The sequence below is a fragment of the Brucella cytisi genome, assembly GCF_038433355.1.
Classification (GTDB): Bacteria; Pseudomonadota; Alphaproteobacteria; order Rhizobiales; family Rhizobiaceae; genus Brucella; species Brucella cytisi.
On record NZ_JBCAUP010000002.1, the window covers coordinates 162,172 to 181,577 of the forward strand.

The window sequence follows — 19,406 nt, forward strand, 5'->3', positions numbered from 1 at the left end:
GGCGCGGATGCTACCTTCCGCGCCTCAAAGCCGACCGTCATATCTCTGTGACATGAATCGGGTTTTCTGCGCTCAGATCAGGTTGCCATTGAAGGGGACAACCACATGAGCACCGAAGCTCCTCAGCCCAGAAAACTCCGAACCCTCTTTATCTCGGATGTGCATCTCGGTTCCAAGGCCGCACAGGCGGAACTGCTTCTGGATTTTCTTCGCTATCATGAAGCCGAGACGATCTATCTTGTCGGCGATATTGTCGATGGGTGGCGCCTGCGGCGCAATTGGCATTGGCCGCAAGAGCATAATGACGTAGTCCAGAAGCTGCTCCGCAAGAGCCGCAAGGGTGCCAACATCATCTACATTGCTGGTAATCACGATGAGTTCCTGCGTAATTTTCAGGGAACGCATTTTGGCGGCATCGAAGTGATGAACCGCGCGATCCATGAGACGGCAGACGGACGCAAGTTTCTGGTAATCCATGGTGATCAGTTCGATGTGGTTGTACGCAATGCCCGCTTTATCGCCTATCTGGGTGATTGGGCATACGACACAGCGATCTGGATAAATACGGTTATGAGCCGGGTTCGCTCGCTTTTCGGCCTGCGCTATTGGTCATTTTCAGCCTGGGCGAAGTTTCGCGTCAAAAAGGCGGTCAATTTCATTGGTCAGTTCGAGAGCGTGGTTTCGGAAGAAGCGCAGCGTATCGGGGTTGATGGTGTGATCTGCGGCCATATTCATCACGCCACGATCGAGAGCATGAATGGCGTGGAATACATCAATACGGGCGATTGGGTGGAAAGCTGCACGGCCGTGATTGAACATTTCGATGGCCGTATGGAGCTCATCGAATGGACGGAACGCCGTGATCGCCGCCCGACGACAGGTATTGTCAATTCCGACAGTGAAGAGCGTGACGAGGATAGGGTAATCCAGCTCCCACTTCCCGTCCGCGAACTGGCGACCTTCCGCTGATGAAGAAAATTGTCATCGTTACCGACGCCTGGCATCCTCAAGTCAACGGCGTCGTGCGCACGCTGACCAAATGTCGTGATCTGATGATTGAGCGCGGATACAACGTCACCGTCATATCTCCGCTGGATTATCGGTCGGTCCCCTGTCCGACCTATCCGGAAATCCGGCTCGCCTTGACGACGCCAGGTGCGCTTAGACGACGTTTGAAGGTCATGCGACCGGACTATGTGCACATTGCAACCGAGGGACCACTCGGGTTTATGGCACGGCGCGCCTGCCTGAAAATGGGCTGGTCCTTCACGACAAGCTTTCACACGCGGTTTCCCGAATATCTTGCGGAACGCTTTCCTGTCCCGCCACAATGGACCTATGCTTTCCTGCGACGTTTCCATAATGCGGCCCAGCATACGCTGGTACCGACCCAATCTATTGTGGATGATCTCAAGGGGCGAGGTTTTACGCGGCTGGACCTCTGGACGCGCGGTGTCGATCGCAATCTGTTTTATCCTCGGCCGGAAGTGGTCAAGGACTTGCCACGTCCGGTGTTCATTTGTGTGGGACGCGTCGCCACGGAAAAGAACCTGCCAGCGTTTCTGGAGCTTGATCTTCCCGGCACAAAGTTGATCGTCGGGGATGGTCCTTCCCTCAACGATCTGCGTGCGCGTTTCCCGGAGGTTGTGTTTGTCGGGAAGCAGGAAGGTGAAACGCTGGCAAACACCTATGCCGCAGCCGACGTGTTTGTCTTCCCAAGCCGGACAGATACGTTTGGTCTCGTCTTGCTTGAAGCAATTGCCTCCGGCTTGCCGGTGGCGGCCTATCCCGTTCCCGGATCACGGGATGTCGTGGTGGCAACCGGGGCAGGCGTTCTCTCCGAAGATCTTGGGAAGGCGTGTCTGTCAGCCCTGCAAATGGAGCCGTTCGAGCCCGCACAGGTGCTCAGGCAGTTCACCTGGGACGCTTGTGCGGACATTTTCGAAGATGCTCTCGCTCCGATAAGCGGAACCGCGAGCGAGAGTTATCAACGTGCAAGTCAGCCCCAGACGGCGGCTTCCGGCGGGTAAACCAGAGCCCCATCATAGCGCAAGCCTGGGTCACGATCATGGGCGAGGAGTAGCGGGCCATCAAGGTCAACCACATTGGCTTTCTGGGCGAGCAGAACAGCTGGCGCCATGCCGAGCGATGTGCCGACCATACAGCCGACCATGATCTGAAGACCGTAGTTGATTGCCTTGTCTCGCATGATGAGACCTTCAGTCAGTCCACCTGCTTTGTCGAGCTTTATGTTCACCGCGTCGTAGCGCTTGGCCAGCTCCTCAAGTCCGACCGACGTATGAACGCTTTCATCGGCACAGATAATGACAGGCCGTTCAATTTCACTGAGAATATGATCGTTATCCGCTGGTAAGGGCTGTTCGATAAGAACGACGCCTGCGTCGGCTGCTGCACGCATGTTCTCGGCAATATTGTCGGCCGTCCAACCTTCGTTCGCATCGATAATGATGCGCCTGTTCGGAGCCGCAGTCGTGACCGCTTGTATCTTCTCGATATCGTTTTCACCACCCATTTTGACCTTGATGAGAGGATAGTGAGCGACCTTGGCTACCGACTCTGCCATTTCGGCGGGTGTGCCGAGCGAAACGGTGATTGCGGTTTCAAGTGGTCGGGTTGGCGTACCGAGCATATCGGCGACACTTCTGCCTGATGCCTTTGCCTCGAGATCCCATAAGGCACAATCGACCGCATTGCGGGCAGCGCCGGCTGGCATCAAAGTCTGGATATCCTGTCGTGTGGCGCCACTTTCGATAGCTGTACGGGCGGCTTCAATCTGGGCACTCACGCTCTCAATGCTTTCGCCATAACGCGCATAAGGAACGCATTCGCCGCGCCCTTGATTGAGACCGTTGCCAATCACACACACAACGACAACGGCTTCCGTCTTGGAACCTCTGGAGATTGTGAATTTTCCGGCGATGGGATAGCGTTCGACAATGATATTCAAGGTATTGTGCATAGAGATGCCCTCTGGGACGCAGTATTTCGGTCGTTCAACGACTCGTATATGAGGTAGGCCATGTTGACCGACACTGCCGACAAAGCAAGAGCCACCAATAATCCTGCGCCGAAGATTGATCTGACGGAGCAGGACGGTGCGCGCCATATCAGGTTGAGCGGTCGCTGGGTCTCGCAGAGCGTCAATCTTGTCGATGACAAGATGCGCAGCCTTGAGAAAACGGACGAACACAAAGCAACGATAATCGATGTTTCTGGCGTATCCGGTCTCGATACGGCAGGTGCTTGGCTGATTGAACGCTTGCGGCAGCGGCTCGTTGCAAAGAGTGCCGACGCCCAGCTTGAAGGCGTGCGTCAATCCTGGCTCCCTCTGATGGAGGAAGTGGGGCAGGCTGTCGAACGTACTCTGGATATTCCACGTCAGAAGAAGCCGTTCTTTTTTATCTCGTTTCTGGCCGCGCTTGGCGGTGGCGTTATCTCTATGGGTAACGACTTCAAGATGGCGATGCATATCCTGGGCGCCACGATCCGCGGGGCCCAGCTGAAATACGGTCGAGGAAGCGGTATTCCAATCGCTGCCATCGTTACGCAGATGGACCGCATGGGCGTCGGTGCGATTCCCATTATCATCCTGATGTCGACGATCGTTGGTGCGATCATCGCCCAGCAGGGCGCATTTCAGTTGCGCTATTTCGGTGCAGAAATCTTTGTCGTCGATCTGGTTGGCATTCTGGTGCTGCGCGAACTCGGGGTGCTTCTGACAGCTATCATGATCGCTGGTCGTTCAGGCAGTGCGATCACAGCTGAAATCGGCTCCATGAAAATGCGCGAGGAGACGGATGCTCTGACGGTTATCGGCCTCAATCCGGTCGGCGTTCTGGTTTTTCCCCGTCTCGTTGCGCTGGTCGTAGTCCTGCCATTGCTCACCATCATTTCCGACCTGGCTGCATTGATTGGGGCAGGTGGAGTCGCCTGGTTCTATTCCAATATTTCGCCCGATGCTTTCATCAGCCGCCTGCATGATGCGGTGGCGCTTAATACTTATTTCGCCGGTCTTATCAAGGCACCGTTTATGGCCATGATCATCGGGATTCTCGCCTCGGTAGAAGGTATGAAGGTCGGTGGCAGTGCAGAATCACTTGGCCGTCGTGTTACTGCTTCCGTTGTGAAAGCAATTTTTGTGGTTATTGTCGTGGATGGTTTGTTTGCGATGTTCTATGCGGCCATTAATTTTTAGAAACTGCTTATGTTCTTTGTTTTTAATGGGTTCTTTGAGACACAGTTGCACAGAAAATTGACCCCTCAATCGTGTTCAACGGTTCAGTCCGAAGCCAAGCTCGGTTAAAGAATGGTTATGGAGAACGGCATCGACCACCGGTCGCAACTGCAGGACGAAGACAATCGCCAGACGACCGCGCCGATGATCTCGGTGCGCGACGTGACGGTTTCGTTCGGGCGTCAGACGGTGCTCGACAAGCTGTCGCTTGAGATTTACCAGGGCGAGGTTCTGGGCTTCATCGGTCCTTCGGGGGCGGGAAAATCAGTGCTGATGCGGACCATTCTCGGTCTCAACAAGAAACAGTCGGGTGAAATCGAGATTCTCGGTCGCAACATCGATCAGCTGAATGAGATGGAAAAAATGTCCATCGACATGCGTATGGGCGTCTTGTTTCAGCACGGGGCGCTATTTTCGGCGCTGAATGTTCTTGAAAATATTCAGGTTCCGATGCGCGAGTATCTTGATCTGTCGCCGAAGCTGATGGACGAGCTGGCGCGACTGAAAATCGACCTTGTCGGTTTGAAGCCTGACACGGCAGAAAAGTTTCCGTCCGAACTTTCCGGCGGCATGATCAAGCGTGCTGCGCTTGCACGTGCTCTGGCTCTGGATCCGGATATTCTGTTCCTTGACGAACCGACATCGGGTCTTGATCCCATTGGCGCTGCAGAGTTTGACGACCTGATTGCCAATCTGCGGGATACGATGGGTCTGACCGTCTATATGGTCACTCATGATCTCGATAGTCTTTTTGCAATTTGCGACCGGATTGCCGTTCTTGGAAACAAGAAGGTACTCGTCAGCGGCACCATTGAAGACATGCTAACGGTAGACGATCCGTGGGTTAAATCCTATTTTCGGGGCAAGCGTGCGCGCCAGATTGATCCATCGGCGCCAACGAGACGGCGGCCCGGCAGCCGCTTGCAGACTGGATAAGATATGGAAACTAAAGCCAATTATGTACTGGTGGGTGTCTTTACGCTGATCGTCAGCCTGTTGGCTTTCGCGTTTGTGTTCTGGATCGCCCGTTTTGGGGAAGCACGCGATTCTCTGGAGCTTGATGTTCGCATCCCGGGTTCCGTGACTGGCCTTTCGATCGGGAGTCAGGTTCTATTCAACGGTATCAAAGTTGGCGATGTTCGGGCGCTGCGTCTTGATCCGTCCAATCCAGAAATGGTGATCGTCAAAACTCGCGTCAACGCGACAACACCTATCACCCGCTCAACTGCAGCAACCCTCGGTTTTCAGGGACTGACCGGGCAGGCTTATATTGAACTGAAGGGCGGTCGTCTTGATGAGCCCAATCTTCTGACCGAGGCTGCAAACGTAGATTCGGTTGCGCGTATTGATGCCGATCCGTCCTCAATCAACAATCTTCTTGCTACCGCACAGGATATTGCTGCACGAGCCAATGCCGTACTTGGTCAGTTGGAGGGTTTCGTAAAGGATGCTCGTGGACCGCTGACGGATACAATCAACAACACGAAGACTTTCACCGACGCACTGGCACAGAACGCCAACATTATTCAGGAACTTGGTGAGAACACCGGAAACATCAACCAGATCGTCACTGACGCCAAGGATATGATGGCTCGCTTGAACGCTGCTTCTGTGCGTGTTGACGCCATTCTGGCGAAGACCGACAAGCTCCTGTCGAGCGACGACAAGGATGGGGTTGTTGCACAGGCTAAGGCAACGCTGGAATCCATCCGCCAGACATCCGACAATCTCGACAAGCGGATGGGGCCGATTGCGGACAATCTCCAGCGTTTTTCGGGACAGGGATTGCGTGATGTGCAATCCGTCGTGGTGGATAGCCGCCGCTCCATTCAGCGCATAGAACAGGCAATTACCGATCTCGAGCGTAACCCTCAGCGCCTTATCTTTGGCGGTAAAGGGAATGTACCTCAGTATGACGGGAGGACGCGTCATTGATTTCCAAAGCTAGCCTTATTGACATGAAATCACGTCGCACTCTTTGTCGTACAACTTCAATATCTGTTCTGCTCAGCATACTTCTTGCTGGCTGCGGGACGACAACGCCGCTCGACACGTTCAATCTGTCTGCACCGCAGCCGGGTGTTTCTTCGCCAAGCCGCAAGAGCACACAGTTGCTGGTTCCGACGCCAACAGCCCTTAAGGCGCTCGATAGCGAGAATATCGTTGTCAGCTCAGCGCCCGGTTCCATCGAATATCTGAAGGGTGCTCAATGGGGTGACAGGCTGACGAACATTGTGCAATCACGTCTGGTGCAGGCCTATGAGAATACAGGTGTGTTCGGCGGGATTGGACGTCCAGGAGACGGGCTGGCAATCAACTATCAGATTCTGACCGATCTGCGCATGTTCGGCATTCAGGCCTATGCATCGCCTAAGCTCGCAGTGGTCGAACTGGCTGTCAAACTGATGAATGACAAGAACGGCGAAGTACGTGCAACCCGCGTATTCCGTACGGCCATTCCGGTAAGCGGCGCAACGAATGCGGCCTATGTGAAGGCACTTGACGCGGCTTTTGAACGGACTGCTAGCGAGATTGTTAGCTGGACAGTGACAGCGCTCTAACCGTTTGTTTTTTTAAGCACATCTTGTCTAAAAACCGTTTCACACTTTTCGAGACGTACTCCAACCGAGGCAAGGTGGAACAATAAAAAAGGTCGGCGTGTTGCGTCGACCTTTTTTATTGAACGGAACCAGCCGGTTTAATCCGAGCCAGACAAACAAAAACGCGGCCCGAAGGCCGCGTTTTAGTTCTGGTCTTAGCGAAGGCGACCGCTTGCGTGGGCAAGCATGGTGTAGACCTTGCCAGTGTCTGAGGTGAGGTAAGTCCGCGTCACCATGTTGTCACGGTCGTTGCGGGCTACATCTTCAAGCAGACGCTGGAAGTCGTCCATGTAGCGATCAACGGCGCGGCGGAATTCACCATCCGTCTGATACTTGCGCTTGATATCATCAAAAGTCTGCTGCCCCTTCAGCGTGTAGAGACGGCGAGTAAAGACGTTTCGTTCACCGCGACGATAACGGTCCCAAAGCTCCACCGAAGCTTCGTGGTCGATAGCGCGGGCAATGTCCACCGAAAGCGAGTTCAGCGATTCAACGACATGGCTTGGTGAACGAGGCGTTGCGACCGGCTGTGCTTTCGGCTGCGTTGCTTCTTCTTCCTCGCGGGAAGCACGGGCTAGGAGATCAGACACCCATCCACGTGGCTTTTCTGCCTGTGCGGCTGTCGGTGCAGGCTGAGCCTTCGGCGCTTCGTAGGCGCGCTGGCGAATTGCAACATCTGCCTGTACCACCGGTGCCTGAACGGGCGCTGGACGAGCTGCTGCCGGTGCCGGACGCGAAACCGGGCGATCAGCACGGCTTTCGCCGACATCTACCAGACGACCGGACTTATTGACGATTTCGGCCAGTTCCTTGAGCGCATTGATCTGCTCGCTCACGGCTTTGCGCATAGCGGTCGTTGTTTCCTTGGCCTCGGCAGGCATGTCGAGAACGCCACGCTTCAGTTCGCCACGTGTCGTGTTGAGCTCGTTGCGAATTTCGCTTGCAGTGCGGCGAATATCGTCGGTTGCTGCAGAGAACTTCTGTGCTGCCTGTTCAACGATTTCCGAAACGCTTTCCCGCATCTTCTCGGCAGACGAACGGGTCTGGCCTTCGGCGCGCTGGAATGCGGAGGTCACCAGCCCTTCGAAGGACAGCATCAGCTTTTCCACGCCTTCCGACTTCTCGACGAGACCGGATGCCAGTTTGTCGAGCGCCTGATGGCGATCTTCAAGCGTGCTGACAAGGCCGTTCTGGGCCGTGTTGATCATGTCGGAAGCCGAAGAGAGAACCTTTCCGTGCTCTTCGAAACGGTCGGCGATGTCTGCGATCTGCGACAGCGTGCTGTCGGAGATCGCGCGCAGCGTGCCGATATTGCCGTCAATCAGGCCAGTGGAGGCCTGGAACATCTGTGCTGCACGGTTGGTGTTCTCAACGAAGCTCGAGGTCGTGTCGACAAGGCGACCATCGATATCAGTGAGATTGCGCGTTGCAGTGTCGATCAACTTGCCCAGTTCGCCGTTGGAGGCTGCAAGACGATCGATCAGTTCGCTGACATTGTCGGAAAGACCGGTCTTGGCCTGCTGAACAGCGGCAATCGTTTCCGCGGTGCGGCTTGCAAGCGCATTGACCAGAGCGGCATTTTCCGAACGAAGCCTGTCGGTTGCGGCATGGGTTGCTTCTTCAAGCTGCTGCGCCAGTCCACGACCGCTATCAGCAAGCCGCTGTACAAGCGGTTCTGCCGTATCGTTGAGGATCTTGGTGATTTCCTGCGAACGGGCAGCGAGAACGGCATTGAGCTCACGAGTACGTTCTTCCAGCGTCACCGCAGTCGTGTCGGTTACCTGTGCAATACGAGCCTCGACGGAACCGAGTTCCATCGTGATGCGCGAGCCGATATCACCGAGACGGGTTGCAATCGCGTCAGCACGCTCAGCGAGGCGCGTTTCGGTACCAGCGAGATTGTCGGCAACGCTGGCCGAGAAGGACTCGCTATGGCCTGCAAGCGTTTCACTCGTCCTGGAAGCCGTATCGGCAATCCGCGCTTCAATCGAGCTAAGTTCGCCGGTGAGGCGGCTTTCGATTGCTTCAAGACCGCTGGCAATAGCGCTGGCGCGTTCATTGAGGCGCGTTTCGGTGCCAGCAAGGTTGTCGGCGACGCTTGCAGCGAAGGCTTCGCTGTGACCGGCAAGCGTTTCGCTGGTTCTGCTTGCCGTGTTGGCGATGCGGGCTTCGATTGAGCCAAGCTCGCCGGTGAGGCGGCTTTCGATCTCACCAAGACGACCGGCAATCGCGTCGGCGCGGTCGCCGAGACGTGCTTCCGTGCCAGACAGATTATCGATCAGGCGAGCGCTGAATGCTTCGCCGAAACCGTCCAGAGCTTCACCAGCCTTGGCTGCTTCAGCCGAAAGCGTGCTCGCGGCTTCGCCGATCTTCTCGCGCAGCGTGCCAGCAACGATGCCAGCGCTCTGTTCGAGTGCTCGGCGGACATTGTCGACGCCGATGGTGAGTGCCTTTTCCATCGTCTGTGTGCGTTCTTCGATAATGCCGGTCTGGCCTTCGAATGCGCGGCTGATGGTCGAACTGCTGTCGGAAATTGCGTTGTGAAGGTTGGTCGTGCGCTGTTCCAGGATATCGCTGTGATCCTGCAGCGTCTGGCTCAGGGATGTCGTGCTCTCACTCAGGGTCGAGCGGATTTCGGCAGCACGCGTTTCAATTGTGCGCTCGTGACCGTCCAGAATGCCGGAGAGGGCATTGTTGTGATCGCTCAGGACGTTATGAAGGCCGCTCGTGTGCTCTTCGACCTGACGAACATGTTCGCCCAAGGCGGCAACAAATGCATCGCGACCGGCACCAATGGAATCACTCATGCTGCTTGCACGTTCATCGAGAATGCGTGCGAGTGTGTTCTGATTATCAGTGATGAGCGCCTGTAGCGAATTTACGCGCTCATCAAAAGTGCGAGCGAGAACCTCACGGTTTTCGTTGAAGTTATCGCGCATTGCGGCGGCACGCTCATCCATCAGTTGAGCAAGCATGGCTTGATTGCCCGCGATGACACCATGAAGCGTGGTGGCGCGCTCTTCCAGCGAACGAGCGTGGTCTGCAAAGCTTGCATCAAGCAGTGCGGAATGGCTTGCCATTGTCTCGCGCAATGCGTTGGTCCGCTCTTCCAGAATTGCCGCATGACTATCGGCAACGGTGTTGAGGGCAGATGCGCTGACGTTAACGGCATTCTCGATATCGCTCGTGCGTGCAGCAAGCGTATCGGCATGACCGCGGATGACGGAGGAAACGCGTTCCGTTTCGCCTTCCAGCGAAGCAGCCAGAACATCACGGCTTTCGGCAAGCTTGCCTGCAAAGGCATCGGCCTTTTCGCCAAGAATATTGCCGACGCTTTCACCGATAGATGTCAGATCTTCGCCGATCTTTGTCTTGGTTTCGTCGATCATCGTGCTCAGAGACGTGCGACCGCTGGAGAAGGTCTCTGCGATTTCACGAGTACGAGCGATGAGGTTTTCGTTGATCTGGCGCGAACGGGTTTCGAGAGCTGCATTGAGCTTCTCAGTGCTGCTGTCGAGAGCATGCGCACGGGCTTCGAATTCGGACAGAAGCGACCGGCCACGCTCGGAAAGGGTGCTTTCGAGGTTGGCAAGACGGGTGTCGAATTCGCTGACCATGGATTGCGTTGCACCGCCGAGCAGATTGGCAATACCGGTCGTGCGTTCGTCCAGAGCTTCCGTCAGGCGGTCCGATACAGTGCGCGACTGTTCATCAAGCGTTGCAATGCGCGTATCGAGCAGGTTTGCAAAAGCTTCGCCCGAAGTCGTGATGCGGGAGCCGATGTCACCGGTGCGGGTTTCAATGGCCTCGGCAATAGCGCCGCCGCTTTCGTTGATGCTGCCGATCAGGCGTTCACCGGATTCGCCGAGCAGGGTGCTCAGCTGCTGCGAGGCAGACAGAACATTGTCGCGAATGATGTTGGACGCGCTGGAAAGTTCTTCCTTAAGCTGCTCATGCGCGCCGGAGATCGATGAACGTACCCGTTCGGCATGGCTGACAACAGCTTCACGCTCATTGCCCAGATCGCTGACGAGCGAACGAATGCGAACTTCATTGTCGCTATAAGCACGCTCAAGCTGATTGACTTCGGACTGAACGAGCGTTTCCAGCTCGACGGCACGAGCCAAGGTGCGTTCGATGCCTTCGTTCATGGCGGCGACTTCGCGGCGCACTGCCTGTCCGAGGGTAGAAACGCGATCACCGGATACGGCTTCCGGCTGGAGCAGGCGCATCGCAGCTTCCGACATGCTGCGTGCTGCCGTATGCATTTCCTGCGCGCGTTTTACGAGTTGCGCGAAGCCCCAGAACATGGCGACCGGCAATGCTACACCCGCAACGACGCCGAGGCCGGCGGGCGAGGTGAAAAAGTCCTTGGTGGCTTGCAGGGTCGAAAAGACATCAGGATTGATGGCTTTGCTCAGGGCGACGCCGCCAGCGGCCCAGAGCACGCTGATTGCAGTTGTCGTCCAGAAAAGCTTAGAGGAGTTTTCCGTCGCACGACGTGGAGCGGCGATAATCGCTTTTTCACTGCGGGAATCGTCATTGGCCGGCGTGAAGGTAGGGGATGCAACGGTGGCGGCGGTTGCAACAGGTGCAGCGGAAACAGGCTTGCTGATAACAGGTTCGGGCGCAGGCGTTGCGACCTTCGAAGTGTTGGCAGGCTTGTGCTGAACGTTGGCCGTGGCTTGTGAAACTGGTCCGGCAGCTTTCACAACCGGCGGGACCGGCGGCGCTGCAGGCGTTGCAATCACCGAGGCAGTGGTGATGGTGGCCACTTTTGCAGCAGTTTCCACAGGGGAAACGGCAACGGGCTCTACCGTCTTGGTCTTCTGCTCAGCAACAAGTTCTTCAGCCGCGCGCGAAATCTGTTCTTCCAGATCATCGACGGAGAAGCCTTCATCGAACGCACTCAAGTCCATGTCGATATCAAGATCGTCTCCGAAATCGATATCAAGTGCCTGTTCCAGCGCCTTTTCAACCTCAAGGTCGAGCTTCTGTGCCTTGGATTTGGAAGCCATTGTTTGCCTACCTCGTACTCATTACTGCGACGGTCGGACCATAAAAAGACCGTTACAAAACTTTCTCCGCCATTTTGCATCGTATCGGCTCGGGCTTGTTAAGGAAATAGGCCTCTTCTGCCGATACCTAAAACTTTAAATACAAGGTTAACGGAAACCGGCTCAATTCATGAAAATTCGACATTTCCGGGCTTCCCGCATTTACCAGCAAGTTGTGGAAATCGATCCGGACCGTTTCCTTCATCCAGGAAAGCTCTACGAGTTTATTAACATAAATACCCGTACAGAGTGTCTGGATGACTGAATTTCATTTCATGATTGCATCCACTGTAGCGCTGGATTCTGTCCGTCATTCCTAACCGTCCCTCAATTCACATCATATGATGCAGTTTCCGCAGACGGCAAGGAAGAGTTTTCGGGTTTTGGGCGCAACTGTCGGGTTTATCAGGCAGGGAAACTCGTCGTCGATGCACGGCATATTGGCGCAGTTGTGGGCGCGGGCGCGGTCAAGGTTGAAACTAATTGCAGAACGCCGTATCTGCCATTCCGAGTTTATTTGCGTTTCCCTGCCAAGGCAGTGACGGGCGCTCAGGATGAAGATCGCGCGAAACTTGCGTGTTTCAAGGAATAAAAATGACGAAGATCGTATTCGTATCAGCTGATGGCGCGACACGGACCGAAGTCGAAGCCGACAACGGGTCAAGCGTGATGGAAGCTGCCATTCGCAATGGCATTCTGGGCATTGATGCGGAATGTGGCGGTGCTTGCGCCTGTGCAACCTGCCATGTCTATGTTGATGAAGACTGGACCGACACTGTCGGCGGGCCTGACGCGATGGAAGAGGACATGCTGGACTTCGCTTATGAAGTTCGTCCTACTTCACGCCTCTCGTGTCAGATCCGGGTTTCTGACGATATTGACGGCCTTGTCGTGCAGGTGCCCGAACGCCAGAATTAAGTTTTGAAAGAGATGGTGATGTGATGGGCGCCGAACCGCAGAATTATATTGTCATTATCGGCTGCGGGCCTGTTGCACTCTTTTCCGTTTTTCAGCTTGGGCTGTTCGGTTTCAGGTGCCATCTCATCGATGCCAGTGATCGGCCCGGTGGTCAATGTGCGGCACTCTATGCCGACAAGCCGATTTACGACGTGCCCGGGTTTCCTGAAATCATGGGTGAGGAGCTGGTCGAAAGGCTTCTCAAGCAGATCGCGCCATATAATCCTGTTTTTCATTTCAACAAGATCGCGGTCAGCATCGCGGTCGATGATGACGGCGTGGCTGTTGACACTAGCAATGGCGACAAGCTTGAAGCACGGACAGCGGTGATTGCATCCGGTCTTGGTGCTTTCGGTCTCGATGGACAGGTTATCCGTCCCGACCCTCTGGCCGAAGTTTCCTTAATCAAGACGGGCAACATGCTGGCTGTTAGTCCCGAGACCTTCAGAACTTCAAGTCCGAAGGTCTACGCTATCGGCGATGCTTGCCACTATCCGGGCAAGCTGAAACTTATCCTGTCAGGGTTCCATGAAGCAGCATTGATGACGCAGGCTATACGCCGCGAATTGAGATAGTTCGGCACTACTGTTATTTGGAAGCCTGCTGGGCGCGCTCCATGCGATAAGTCAGCAAGCGTGCAAAGCGGTTTTCGAAATTGATCGTCTCAACCCGGTCAAACCGTTGTTGCTCCTTATCATGCGCTTCCATAAGGCGTGCAGTCACTTTGTCGATGTCAGCGCGAAGCACAGAGCAATCCGTGCGGGTGCGCAGTCCGCGTATTTCCCGTTCCATCTGGCTTGCAAAGCTGCGGGCAATGACGATGTGGCTCTCTTCGTGGCGGCGAATATCCTGCAACAGGGTATCCCAGATCAGCGCCAGTTCCGGCGTGGCCTTGCGGCGCTGTTTCCAGCGGGGCAGGGAGACCTTTGCGTGAACGTTTACATAAACGTCCTGCACCTTGCAGGCTTTCCCGGGCGCGCGACCATAACGTACCTTCGCATCGAAACGGATTTCAGCGGCACCGGGATGATGCTGACCAGTCTTCTTGAGGAAGGGTCCATTGCGGGAAAGAGCCTTGTCGAGGTCCGCTGCCGTTTTGCCGCTCACGGTATAGTAGCTGAATTCGCGAAAGATCGCGGCGGCTTCCGCCTGGGGAGCTACGATGGCAAGAACTGCACTGAGAGCCAGAACCTTCTTCCTCAAATTCATGTCCTGGCACCTCTTTCTAAAACCAGTAAGAAATTCGCTTTTTATTGCCGCGAGCATGGCATGCAATCGTCAAGAGAACTATAACGCCCTTCACAAAATGACTTCAGGCGAGGTTGGTTGCAACCTCGCCGCACTGAAATGCCCCAGGTAAACAGCCCAAGGAAATGACACAGGAACATTTCGCTATGACGAAAGAATGGCACGTTGCTCATGGAAGAAGCCTTCGTCTGGGGGAAAAGTCCGTGATCATGGGCATATTGAATGTCACGCCAGACTCATTTTCCGATGGCGGCCACCACAATGAGCTGGAAAGGGCCGTCGAAGTGGCCGGTCAGATGCTTGCCGATGGAGCGACGATCATTGATGTTGGCGGAGAATCGACCCGGCCCGGAGCTGCTGCGATCGATTCCGAAACGGAAATCGCGCGCGTTGTCCCGGTCATCGAAGCATTGGTGAAAAAATACGATTGCATCATCTCCATCGACACTTACCGCGCAGCAACAGCGCAGGCGGCAGTTAGTGCCGGGGCACATATCGTCAATGATGTCTGGGGACTACAACGAGAACCAGAAATCGCTCATGTCGCCAAAAGGAGCGGCGCAGGGCTGGTCATCATGCATACCAGCAGGGATCGGCCCGTTCTTGCTGATGTCATCGAGGACCAGTTCTCGTTCCTGGATGCTTCACTGGATATAGCGAAAAAGGCAGGCGTTGAAGAAATCCGCATCGTACTCGATCCCGGTTTTGGTTTCGGCAAGAACAAGGATGAGGATATTGCGCTGCTGGCGAGAGCAGGCGAATTGCAGAAATTCGGATTTCCGTTGCTCGTCGGTACGTCGCGCAAACGCTTTATCGGCGGCATGACGGGCAGGGACAATCCGCTCGACCGCGACATAGGAACTGCGGCAACGTCTGTCGCACTACGTTTGGCAGGTGCCGACATCTTCCGTGTTCACAATGTCGCTTTTAATAGAGATGCACTTGCCGTTGCAGATGATATCCTGCAATCCAAACGCAGTGAAAATAGAAAGTGAAGCCGTGTACACGATCCGAATGATGAACTGCGCGTTTTTCGCGCATCACGGCGTTTTCGATGAAGAGCACAAGCTCGGTCAGCGTTTTTACGTCGATGCTATCCTTGATGTCGATCCGGGCAATGCGCTGGAGAATGACGATATCGACGGTACTGTGCATTACGGTATCGCCTTTGCTGTCATTGAAGACATTATCACTGGTCGTCAGCGCTATCTGATCGAGACGCTGGCTCTCGACGTGGCCAAGGCAATGACCGCCCGGTTTCCGCAGGTAAAGCGCGCAGAAATTACCGTCCGCAAGCCGAATGCACCTGTTCCGGGCGTATTGGACCATGTTGAAGTGACGGTGGTTTATCCGCAGTGACTACAGGCAGACATTATCGTGCCTGGCTGGGGCTTGGCGGAAACATCGATGATCCTGTCGCTTCGATGGGCAAGGCGTTGCGTATATTGGACGAACGAGCCGACACGGATGTCGTTGCGGTTTCGGCAGTCTATCGCACGCCGCCATGGGGGAAGACGGATCAGGCGTGGTTTCACAATGCCTGTGCAGAGATAGAAACGTCGTTGCAGCCATTGGAGTTGATTGCGACCTGCCTTGATGTGGAGCGTTCTTTGAAGCGTGTCAGGCTTGAAAGATGGGGTCCGCGCATCATCGATATCGACATACTGGCAATGCAGGATGATGCGGGAGAGACTGTCGTCATGACGGATTCTGCTCTCGAGCTTCCGCATCCGCGTATGCACGAGCGGGCTTTCGTCCTCGTGCCCCTGAGCGATATTGCACCGTCTCTCGAAATTGCAGGCAAGGCCGTTGCGGACTGGAATGCCGGGATAGAGCAATCCGGAATAGAAAAAGCCCGCACGGATGCGGGCTGGTGGCGTGAATAGCGTTCCGGTCAGTTCTTGGCGATACTGCCGACAGCGATATTATCGACGCGCTTCAGGCTCATGCCGATGACCGGAACCAGTTCCTTGTCGACCCGCACTGAAACCGTCACGTTCATCGTATTCGGATCGGAGACACGTGCCAGCATCGCACCATTGAGCTGCTTGCGGTTCAGGCCGAAAACAACCTTGTTTCCACTGACGGAACCCGACGTGACATCAAGGCCCTTGCCCGCTGCACCATCATTGAATTTGCCGGAATAAGCGGACCCGACACGCGTGACGGTGGCCTTCATCGGCTGCGAAAAGACACCGACGCGGCAGGTGCCGTCGAGTGTCATGCCAATATCTTCATCCGGGGTCGACCCGGCGAGATTGCAGACGAACTTCGTGCCTTTGTATTTCCCGGCGACGATTTCACCCGGGCCTGACCATTGGCCTTCGATCGTTTGAAAGAACTGTTTGTCCTTGTCAGCTGCCAGAACCGGCGCAGCGGAAAATGACACGGGCAGCAGCGTCAGGCAGGCAGCGATGCAATTCTTCATATTCAGCTCTGTCCCGGATTCACGACCTTAATCGGACGTCATTCCTAATCGTTGTTTTCCAGCATGTCACGACCAAAAGCTGGTCGCGCCTCGCAAACCGTCGGATTTGCCGACGTTGCCATAAGCCGATTGACAGAGAAGGGCACGGTTCAGGGGAGTGTGCCGATACACCTGGTCGCTCGATTCTGGCGCAGATTTCTATCTATCCATAATCGTCGCGAATGGTTAATGCTTCGGAAATAAACCGCTATTTTCCGGGATGCTTTTTATCCGGTCGTTCGCCGTTGATCTTCACGAGATCGCCGATAAAGTCGCCGATGCCGGGGCGTTTTTCCGCATTGAATGGAAACGGACGCACCACATCCATGGCGGCAATCCCGATGCGCGCCGTCATGAGTCCGTTGACGACGCCTTCACCGAGCTTGGCCGATAACCGGGACGCAAGACCATGGCCGACGAGCTGCTGGATCACGCTGTCCCCCATGGCCAGCGTTCCTGTCACGGCCAGATGGGCAATGACCCGGCGGGCAAGTTTCAGAAAGCCCAGCGTGCCAGGACGACCACCGTAAAGTTGTGACAGTCGGCGGATCAGCCGAGCTGATTCAAAAATGACGTAACCGATATCGACCAGCGCACGCGGGCTGATTGCCGTGACAATCGAAACCCGCTTTGAAGCATTCAGAATAAGTGTGCGCGCTTCGCGGTCGAGAGGGCGAAGGATTTCTGTTTCGGCAAGCCGGATCAGGTTTCGGCCGTCAATGATATCGTCTGTCAGACCGTCCAGAAGCTGTCGTCCTCGTGCCGTCTCTGGCAAGCTCGCCGCAATTGAGCGCAAGGCGTCCACGGCCTTTCTGGCCGCGGCCATATCGTCCCGCTCCGCGGCATCTGCCGCGTCCTTGCGAAGGTGCTGCACCGAAGCGAGGCGGCGTAATGCGACCAGTTCGCGAACGACGATGGCGATAAAGGCGGCAAGCGCAATTATCGCGACACCTAGAGCAGTCCAGCCCAGCCAATCCGCGCGGGAAAATAGCGCTCGGATAAGGTCTTCGGTCCAGATGCCGATGGCGAATGAAACAAGGATACCGAGCGCACCGAAAAGTATTCTGCTAAGCGACCAGCCCTTGCGTTCAGGCGCTTCAAACGACGGATCGAGGATTTCCAGCTCTGCCGCCTCTTCTTCGCTCAATGCGAAAACATCCGGTTGGGCGACAACAACATCAAGATCTCGCACTGCACGAGGGCGACGTGGCGCTTCATCCGCTGCTTCGGGGCGGTTAGAGGACTGGCTTGCCGTAAAGGAAGCTGGTTTGCGTGGTGTCTTCTCTGTCATGCGAGACGATCCCCAATCAGAAACTGCAAGGCACGATCCAGCCTTATGTGGGGCAGGGACAACGTGATGCCTTCGGCGGTACGTTCAAGCCGGGGTGGCCGGAAACGGACGAAACGAATGGCTGGATCATCCTGCGCAAAGGATTTTTCAAAAATCGCATTGGGATTCTTCGGTAAGTCGCCGGGAAATATCGCTGTTTCGGTTTCGCCATCGAATACTTCACCGTCGATCTTTTCGCCTTTCAGCGGTGTGCCGACGATGACGGGCAGAGTTTCCTTACCTTGTGTAACGACTGCCTCGCGAGTGGCGCGCACGGCAGCCATTGCGAGGACATCAATATCCGCGCCGGAAAAATCGGCGCGCTCTATAGCCCGTTCCACGAGACGGCGCACGATGGCTTGCAGACGGTCATGGCTTTCATGATGCAGATGGTCGGCCTTCGTTGCAGCCACGAGAATCCGGCCGATCCGTCGCTGGATCAGCCCGGTTAGCAGGTTAGAGCGTCCCGGTCGGAAGCAGGACAGGATATCGGTGAGTGCACGTTCGAGGTCGGCAACGACCGCGCCACCAGCATTCATTGCCTGCATGGCGTCGATAAGCACAATTTGCCGGTCGAGCCGCGCAATATGTTCGCGAAAGAAGGGCTTGATGACATAGGTTTTATAGGCTTCGTAGCGCCGCTCCATCATTGCGCCCAGAGAACCGGCCTTCAGATCGTCCGGTTTCAGGTCGGGAAGCGGGGCAAATGTCAGTGCCGGTGAACCCTCGAGATCGCCCGGCATCAGGAAACGCCCCGGCGGCAAGGTCGATAATGCACGCTCATCGGCTTTGCCTGCACGCAAATAAGCCGTAAAACTCTTGGCCAGACGCTGTGCGGTCAGTTCGTCTGCCTTTTCGGAAGGGCTGACGAGGGAAGCTTCGGTGATCCAATCCTGAGCCAGATCCTTGTGCGTCGGTTCATGGGCCAGAGCAAAAGAATCCGCGCTGAACTCAGCATAGGATTTGCCCAGCAAAGGCAGATCCAGCAGCCATTCTCCGGGGTAATCCACAATATCGACCGAAAGCTTGCCCGGTGACAACAAGCGCCCCCAGGCAGAAGCGGATTCATACTCGATTGTCAGGCGCAATTGCGAGATGGCGCGCGTGGAGTCCGGCCAGATACGCTCATCGATCAAAGCCGACAGATGCTCTTCATATTGAAAGCGGGGGACTGCATCATCGGGCTGCGGTTCGAGCAGCGCGCGTGAAATGCGGCCAGATTTATAGGCCTCGAACATTGGAAGCCTGCCGCCATGCAGCATGTTGTGAACGAGAGCCGTGATGAAGACCGTCTTTCCGGCACGCGACAAACCAGTCACACCGAGCCGCAATGATGGAGACAAAAGCCCGGTCGCACGATCTGCCAGCGTATCCAGTGCGATCTTCGCTTCGTCGCCAATACTTGTCAGCTTAGCCAATTAATCCTCGCCGAATTCAATGATCTGTCAGAGGTATAGATAGGGTTGCGTCAGCGGTCTTGGCAAGGAATGTT

The 19,406-nt window shown here is 55.5% G+C and carries 17 protein-coding genes; 11 read left to right on the plus strand and 6 right to left on the minus strand.

Translation table 11 applies throughout. The annotated features are described in order from the left end of the window. Positions 1–105 precede the first annotated feature (105 nt). Entirely contained in the window at positions 106–969 is an 864-nt protein-coding gene (locus AAE521_RS03010; RefSeq protein WP_071630182.1) for a UDP-2,3-diacylglucosamine diphosphatase, read from the plus strand. Then, positions 969–2,030 (plus strand): glycosyltransferase family 4 protein, encoded by a 1,062-nt coding sequence (locus tag AAE521_RS03015; protein WP_071630183.1) that lies wholly within the window; start codon positions 969–971, stop codon positions 2,028–2,030. The genes AAE521_RS03010 and AAE521_RS03015 overlap by 1 nt, the downstream gene beginning before the upstream one ends. Here AAE521_RS03015 and dgcA read toward each other — a convergent pair. Beyond that, a complete protein-coding gene (gene dgcA, locus AAE521_RS03020) occupies positions 2,000–2,980 on the minus strand; it encodes an N-acetyl-D-Glu racemase DgcA (protein ID WP_071630184.1) in 981 nt (326 codons plus the stop codon). The genes AAE521_RS03015 and dgcA overlap by 31 nt on opposite strands. A 60-nt stretch (positions 2,981–3,040) precedes the next feature. Between dgcA and AAE521_RS03025 the strand changes: the two genes are divergently transcribed. The 4 genes from AAE521_RS03025 to AAE521_RS03040 all read left to right on the plus strand — a co-directional run bounded on the left by AAE521_RS03025 (position 3,041) and on the right by AAE521_RS03040 (position 6,816). Further along, complete coding sequence (locus tag AAE521_RS03025; RefSeq protein WP_010660053.1) at positions 3,041–4,216, plus strand: ABC transporter permease; 1,176 nt, start codon at positions 3,041–3,043, stop codon at positions 4,214–4,216. A gap of 111 nt (positions 4,217–4,327) precedes the next feature. After that, positions 4,328–5,191, plus strand: a complete 864-nt coding sequence (locus AAE521_RS03030; RefSeq protein ID WP_029376099.1) for an ABC transporter ATP-binding protein — start codon at positions 4,328–4,330, stop codon at positions 5,189–5,191. A gap of 3 nt (positions 5,192–5,194) precedes the next feature. Then, complete coding sequence (locus AAE521_RS03035) at positions 5,195–6,190, plus strand: MlaD family protein (protein ID WP_010660055.1); 996 nt, start codon at positions 5,195–5,197, stop codon at positions 6,188–6,190. A gap of 23 nt (positions 6,191–6,213) precedes the next feature. Then, complete coding sequence (locus AAE521_RS03040) at positions 6,214–6,816, plus strand: ABC-type transport auxiliary lipoprotein family protein (RefSeq protein ID WP_407922997.1); 603 nt, start codon at positions 6,214–6,216, stop codon at positions 6,814–6,816. Positions 6,817–7,010: 194 nt separating this feature from the next. Here AAE521_RS03040 and AAE521_RS03045 read toward each other — a convergent pair whose 3' ends face one another. Beyond that, entirely contained in the window at positions 7,011–11,873 is a 4,863-nt protein-coding gene (locus AAE521_RS03045) for an apolipoprotein A-IV repeat region-like domain-containing protein (RefSeq protein WP_342060430.1), read from the minus strand. A gap of 633 nt (positions 11,874–12,506) precedes the next feature. On the opposite strand from AAE521_RS03045, the gene AAE521_RS03050 reads away from it, so the two are divergent. Together AAE521_RS03050 and AAE521_RS03055 are read left to right on the plus strand one after the other, a co-directional pair. Further along, positions 12,507–12,830 carry a 2Fe-2S iron-sulfur cluster-binding protein gene (locus tag AAE521_RS03050; RefSeq protein WP_071630186.1) on the plus strand — a complete coding sequence of 108 codons (324 nt, stop codon included), beginning with the start codon at positions 12,507–12,509 and terminating at the stop codon, positions 12,828–12,830. 23 nt (positions 12,831–12,853) lie between these two features. Continuing rightward, complete coding sequence (locus AAE521_RS03055; RefSeq protein ID WP_342060431.1) at positions 12,854–13,444, plus strand: NAD(P)/FAD-dependent oxidoreductase; 591 nt, start codon at positions 12,854–12,856, stop codon at positions 13,442–13,444. A gap of 13 nt (positions 13,445–13,457) precedes the next feature. On the opposite strand, the gene AAE521_RS03060 is transcribed toward AAE521_RS03055, so the two are convergent. Next, positions 13,458–14,078, minus strand: a complete 621-nt coding sequence (locus AAE521_RS03060) for a DUF922 domain-containing Zn-dependent protease (protein WP_012092016.1) — start codon at positions 14,076–14,078, stop codon at positions 13,458–13,460. A gap of 185 nt (positions 14,079–14,263) precedes the next feature. Between AAE521_RS03060 and folP the strand changes: the two genes are divergently transcribed. From folP to folK, 3 genes are read left to right on the plus strand one after another with little or no spacing between them, the layout of a single operon-like run. Continuing rightward, the gene (folP, locus tag AAE521_RS03065; RefSeq protein ID WP_342060432.1) at positions 14,264–15,112 is read left to right on the plus strand and encodes a dihydropteroate synthase; all 849 of its coding nucleotides are present in this window, start codon (positions 14,264–14,266) and stop codon (positions 15,110–15,112) included. Between the two features lie 4 nt (positions 15,113–15,116). Next, positions 15,117–15,476 (plus strand): dihydroneopterin aldolase, encoded by a 360-nt coding sequence (gene folB, locus AAE521_RS03070; RefSeq protein ID WP_010660062.1) that lies wholly within the window; start codon positions 15,117–15,119, stop codon positions 15,474–15,476. Next, positions 15,473–16,003 (plus strand): 2-amino-4-hydroxy-6-hydroxymethyldihydropteridine diphosphokinase, encoded by a 531-nt coding sequence (folK, locus tag AAE521_RS03075; protein ID WP_029924773.1) that lies wholly within the window; start codon positions 15,473–15,475, stop codon positions 16,001–16,003. Before folB ends, folK begins: the two co-directional genes overlap by 4 nt. 8 nt (positions 16,004–16,011) lie before the next feature. Here folK and AAE521_RS03080 read toward each other — a convergent pair whose 3' ends face one another. From AAE521_RS03080 to AAE521_RS03090, 3 genes are all read right to left on the minus strand, one after another. Next, the gene (locus AAE521_RS03080) at positions 16,012–16,545 is read right to left on the minus strand and encodes a hypothetical protein (RefSeq protein ID WP_012092019.1); all 534 of its coding nucleotides are present in this window, start codon (positions 16,543–16,545) and stop codon (positions 16,012–16,014) included. 247 nt (positions 16,546–16,792) lie between these two features. Then, on the minus strand, positions 16,793–17,875 hold the full coding sequence (locus AAE521_RS03085; protein WP_342060433.1) for a YcjF family protein: 1,083 nt from the start codon (positions 17,873–17,875) through the stop codon (positions 16,793–16,795). Continuing rightward, positions 17,872–19,332 carry a YcjX family GTP-binding protein gene (locus tag AAE521_RS03090; protein ID WP_342060434.1) on the minus strand — a complete coding sequence of 487 codons (1,461 nt, stop codon included), beginning with the start codon at positions 19,330–19,332 and terminating at the stop codon, positions 17,872–17,874. The genes AAE521_RS03085 and AAE521_RS03090 overlap by 4 nt, the downstream gene beginning before the upstream one ends. Between the last annotated feature and the right edge of the window lie 74 nt (positions 19,333–19,406).

Coding starts and splice junctions, on each gene's coding strand:
- AAE521_RS03025 (WP_010660053.1), top strand. CDS start 3,041: ATGTTGACCGACACTGCCGACAAAGCAAGAGCCACCAATAATCCTGCG.
- AAE521_RS03085 (WP_342060433.1), bottom strand. CDS start 17,875: ATGACAGAGAAGACACCACGCAAACCAGCTTCCTTTACGGCAAGCCAG.
- AAE521_RS03050 (WP_071630186.1), top strand. CDS start 12,507: ATGACGAAGATCGTATTCGTATCAGCTGATGGCGCGACACGGACCGAA.
- AAE521_RS03035 (WP_010660055.1), top strand. CDS start 5,195: ATGGAAACTAAAGCCAATTATGTACTGGTGGGTGTCTTTACGCTGATC.
- AAE521_RS03080 (WP_012092019.1), bottom strand. CDS start 16,545: ATGAAGAATTGCATCGCTGCCTGCCTGACGCTGCTGCCCGTGTCATTT.
- AAE521_RS03010 (WP_071630182.1), top strand. CDS start 106: ATGAGCACCGAAGCTCCTCAGCCCAGAAAACTCCGAACCCTCTTTATC.
- AAE521_RS03040 (WP_407922997.1), top strand. CDS start 6,214: ATGAAATCACGTCGCACTCTTTGTCGTACAACTTCAATATCTGTTCTG.
- AAE521_RS03015 (WP_071630183.1), top strand. CDS start 969: ATGAAGAAAATTGTCATCGTTACCGACGCCTGGCATCCTCAAGTCAAC.
- AAE521_RS03045 (WP_342060430.1), bottom strand. CDS start 11,873: ATGGCTTCCAAATCCAAGGCACAGAAGCTCGACCTTGAGGTTGAAAAG.
- AAE521_RS03030 (WP_029376099.1), top strand. CDS start 4,328: ATGGTTATGGAGAACGGCATCGACCACCGGTCGCAACTGCAGGACGAA.
- AAE521_RS03055 (WP_342060431.1), top strand. CDS start 12,854: ATGGGCGCCGAACCGCAGAATTATATTGTCATTATCGGCTGCGGGCCT.
- AAE521_RS03060 (WP_012092016.1), bottom strand. CDS start 14,078: ATGAATTTGAGGAAGAAGGTTCTGGCTCTCAGTGCAGTTCTTGCCATC.
- folP (WP_342060432.1), top strand. CDS start 14,264: ATGACGAAAGAATGGCACGTTGCTCATGGAAGAAGCCTTCGTCTGGGG.
- dgcA (WP_071630184.1), bottom strand. CDS start 2,980: ATGCACAATACCTTGAATATCATTGTCGAACGCTATCCCATCGCCGGA.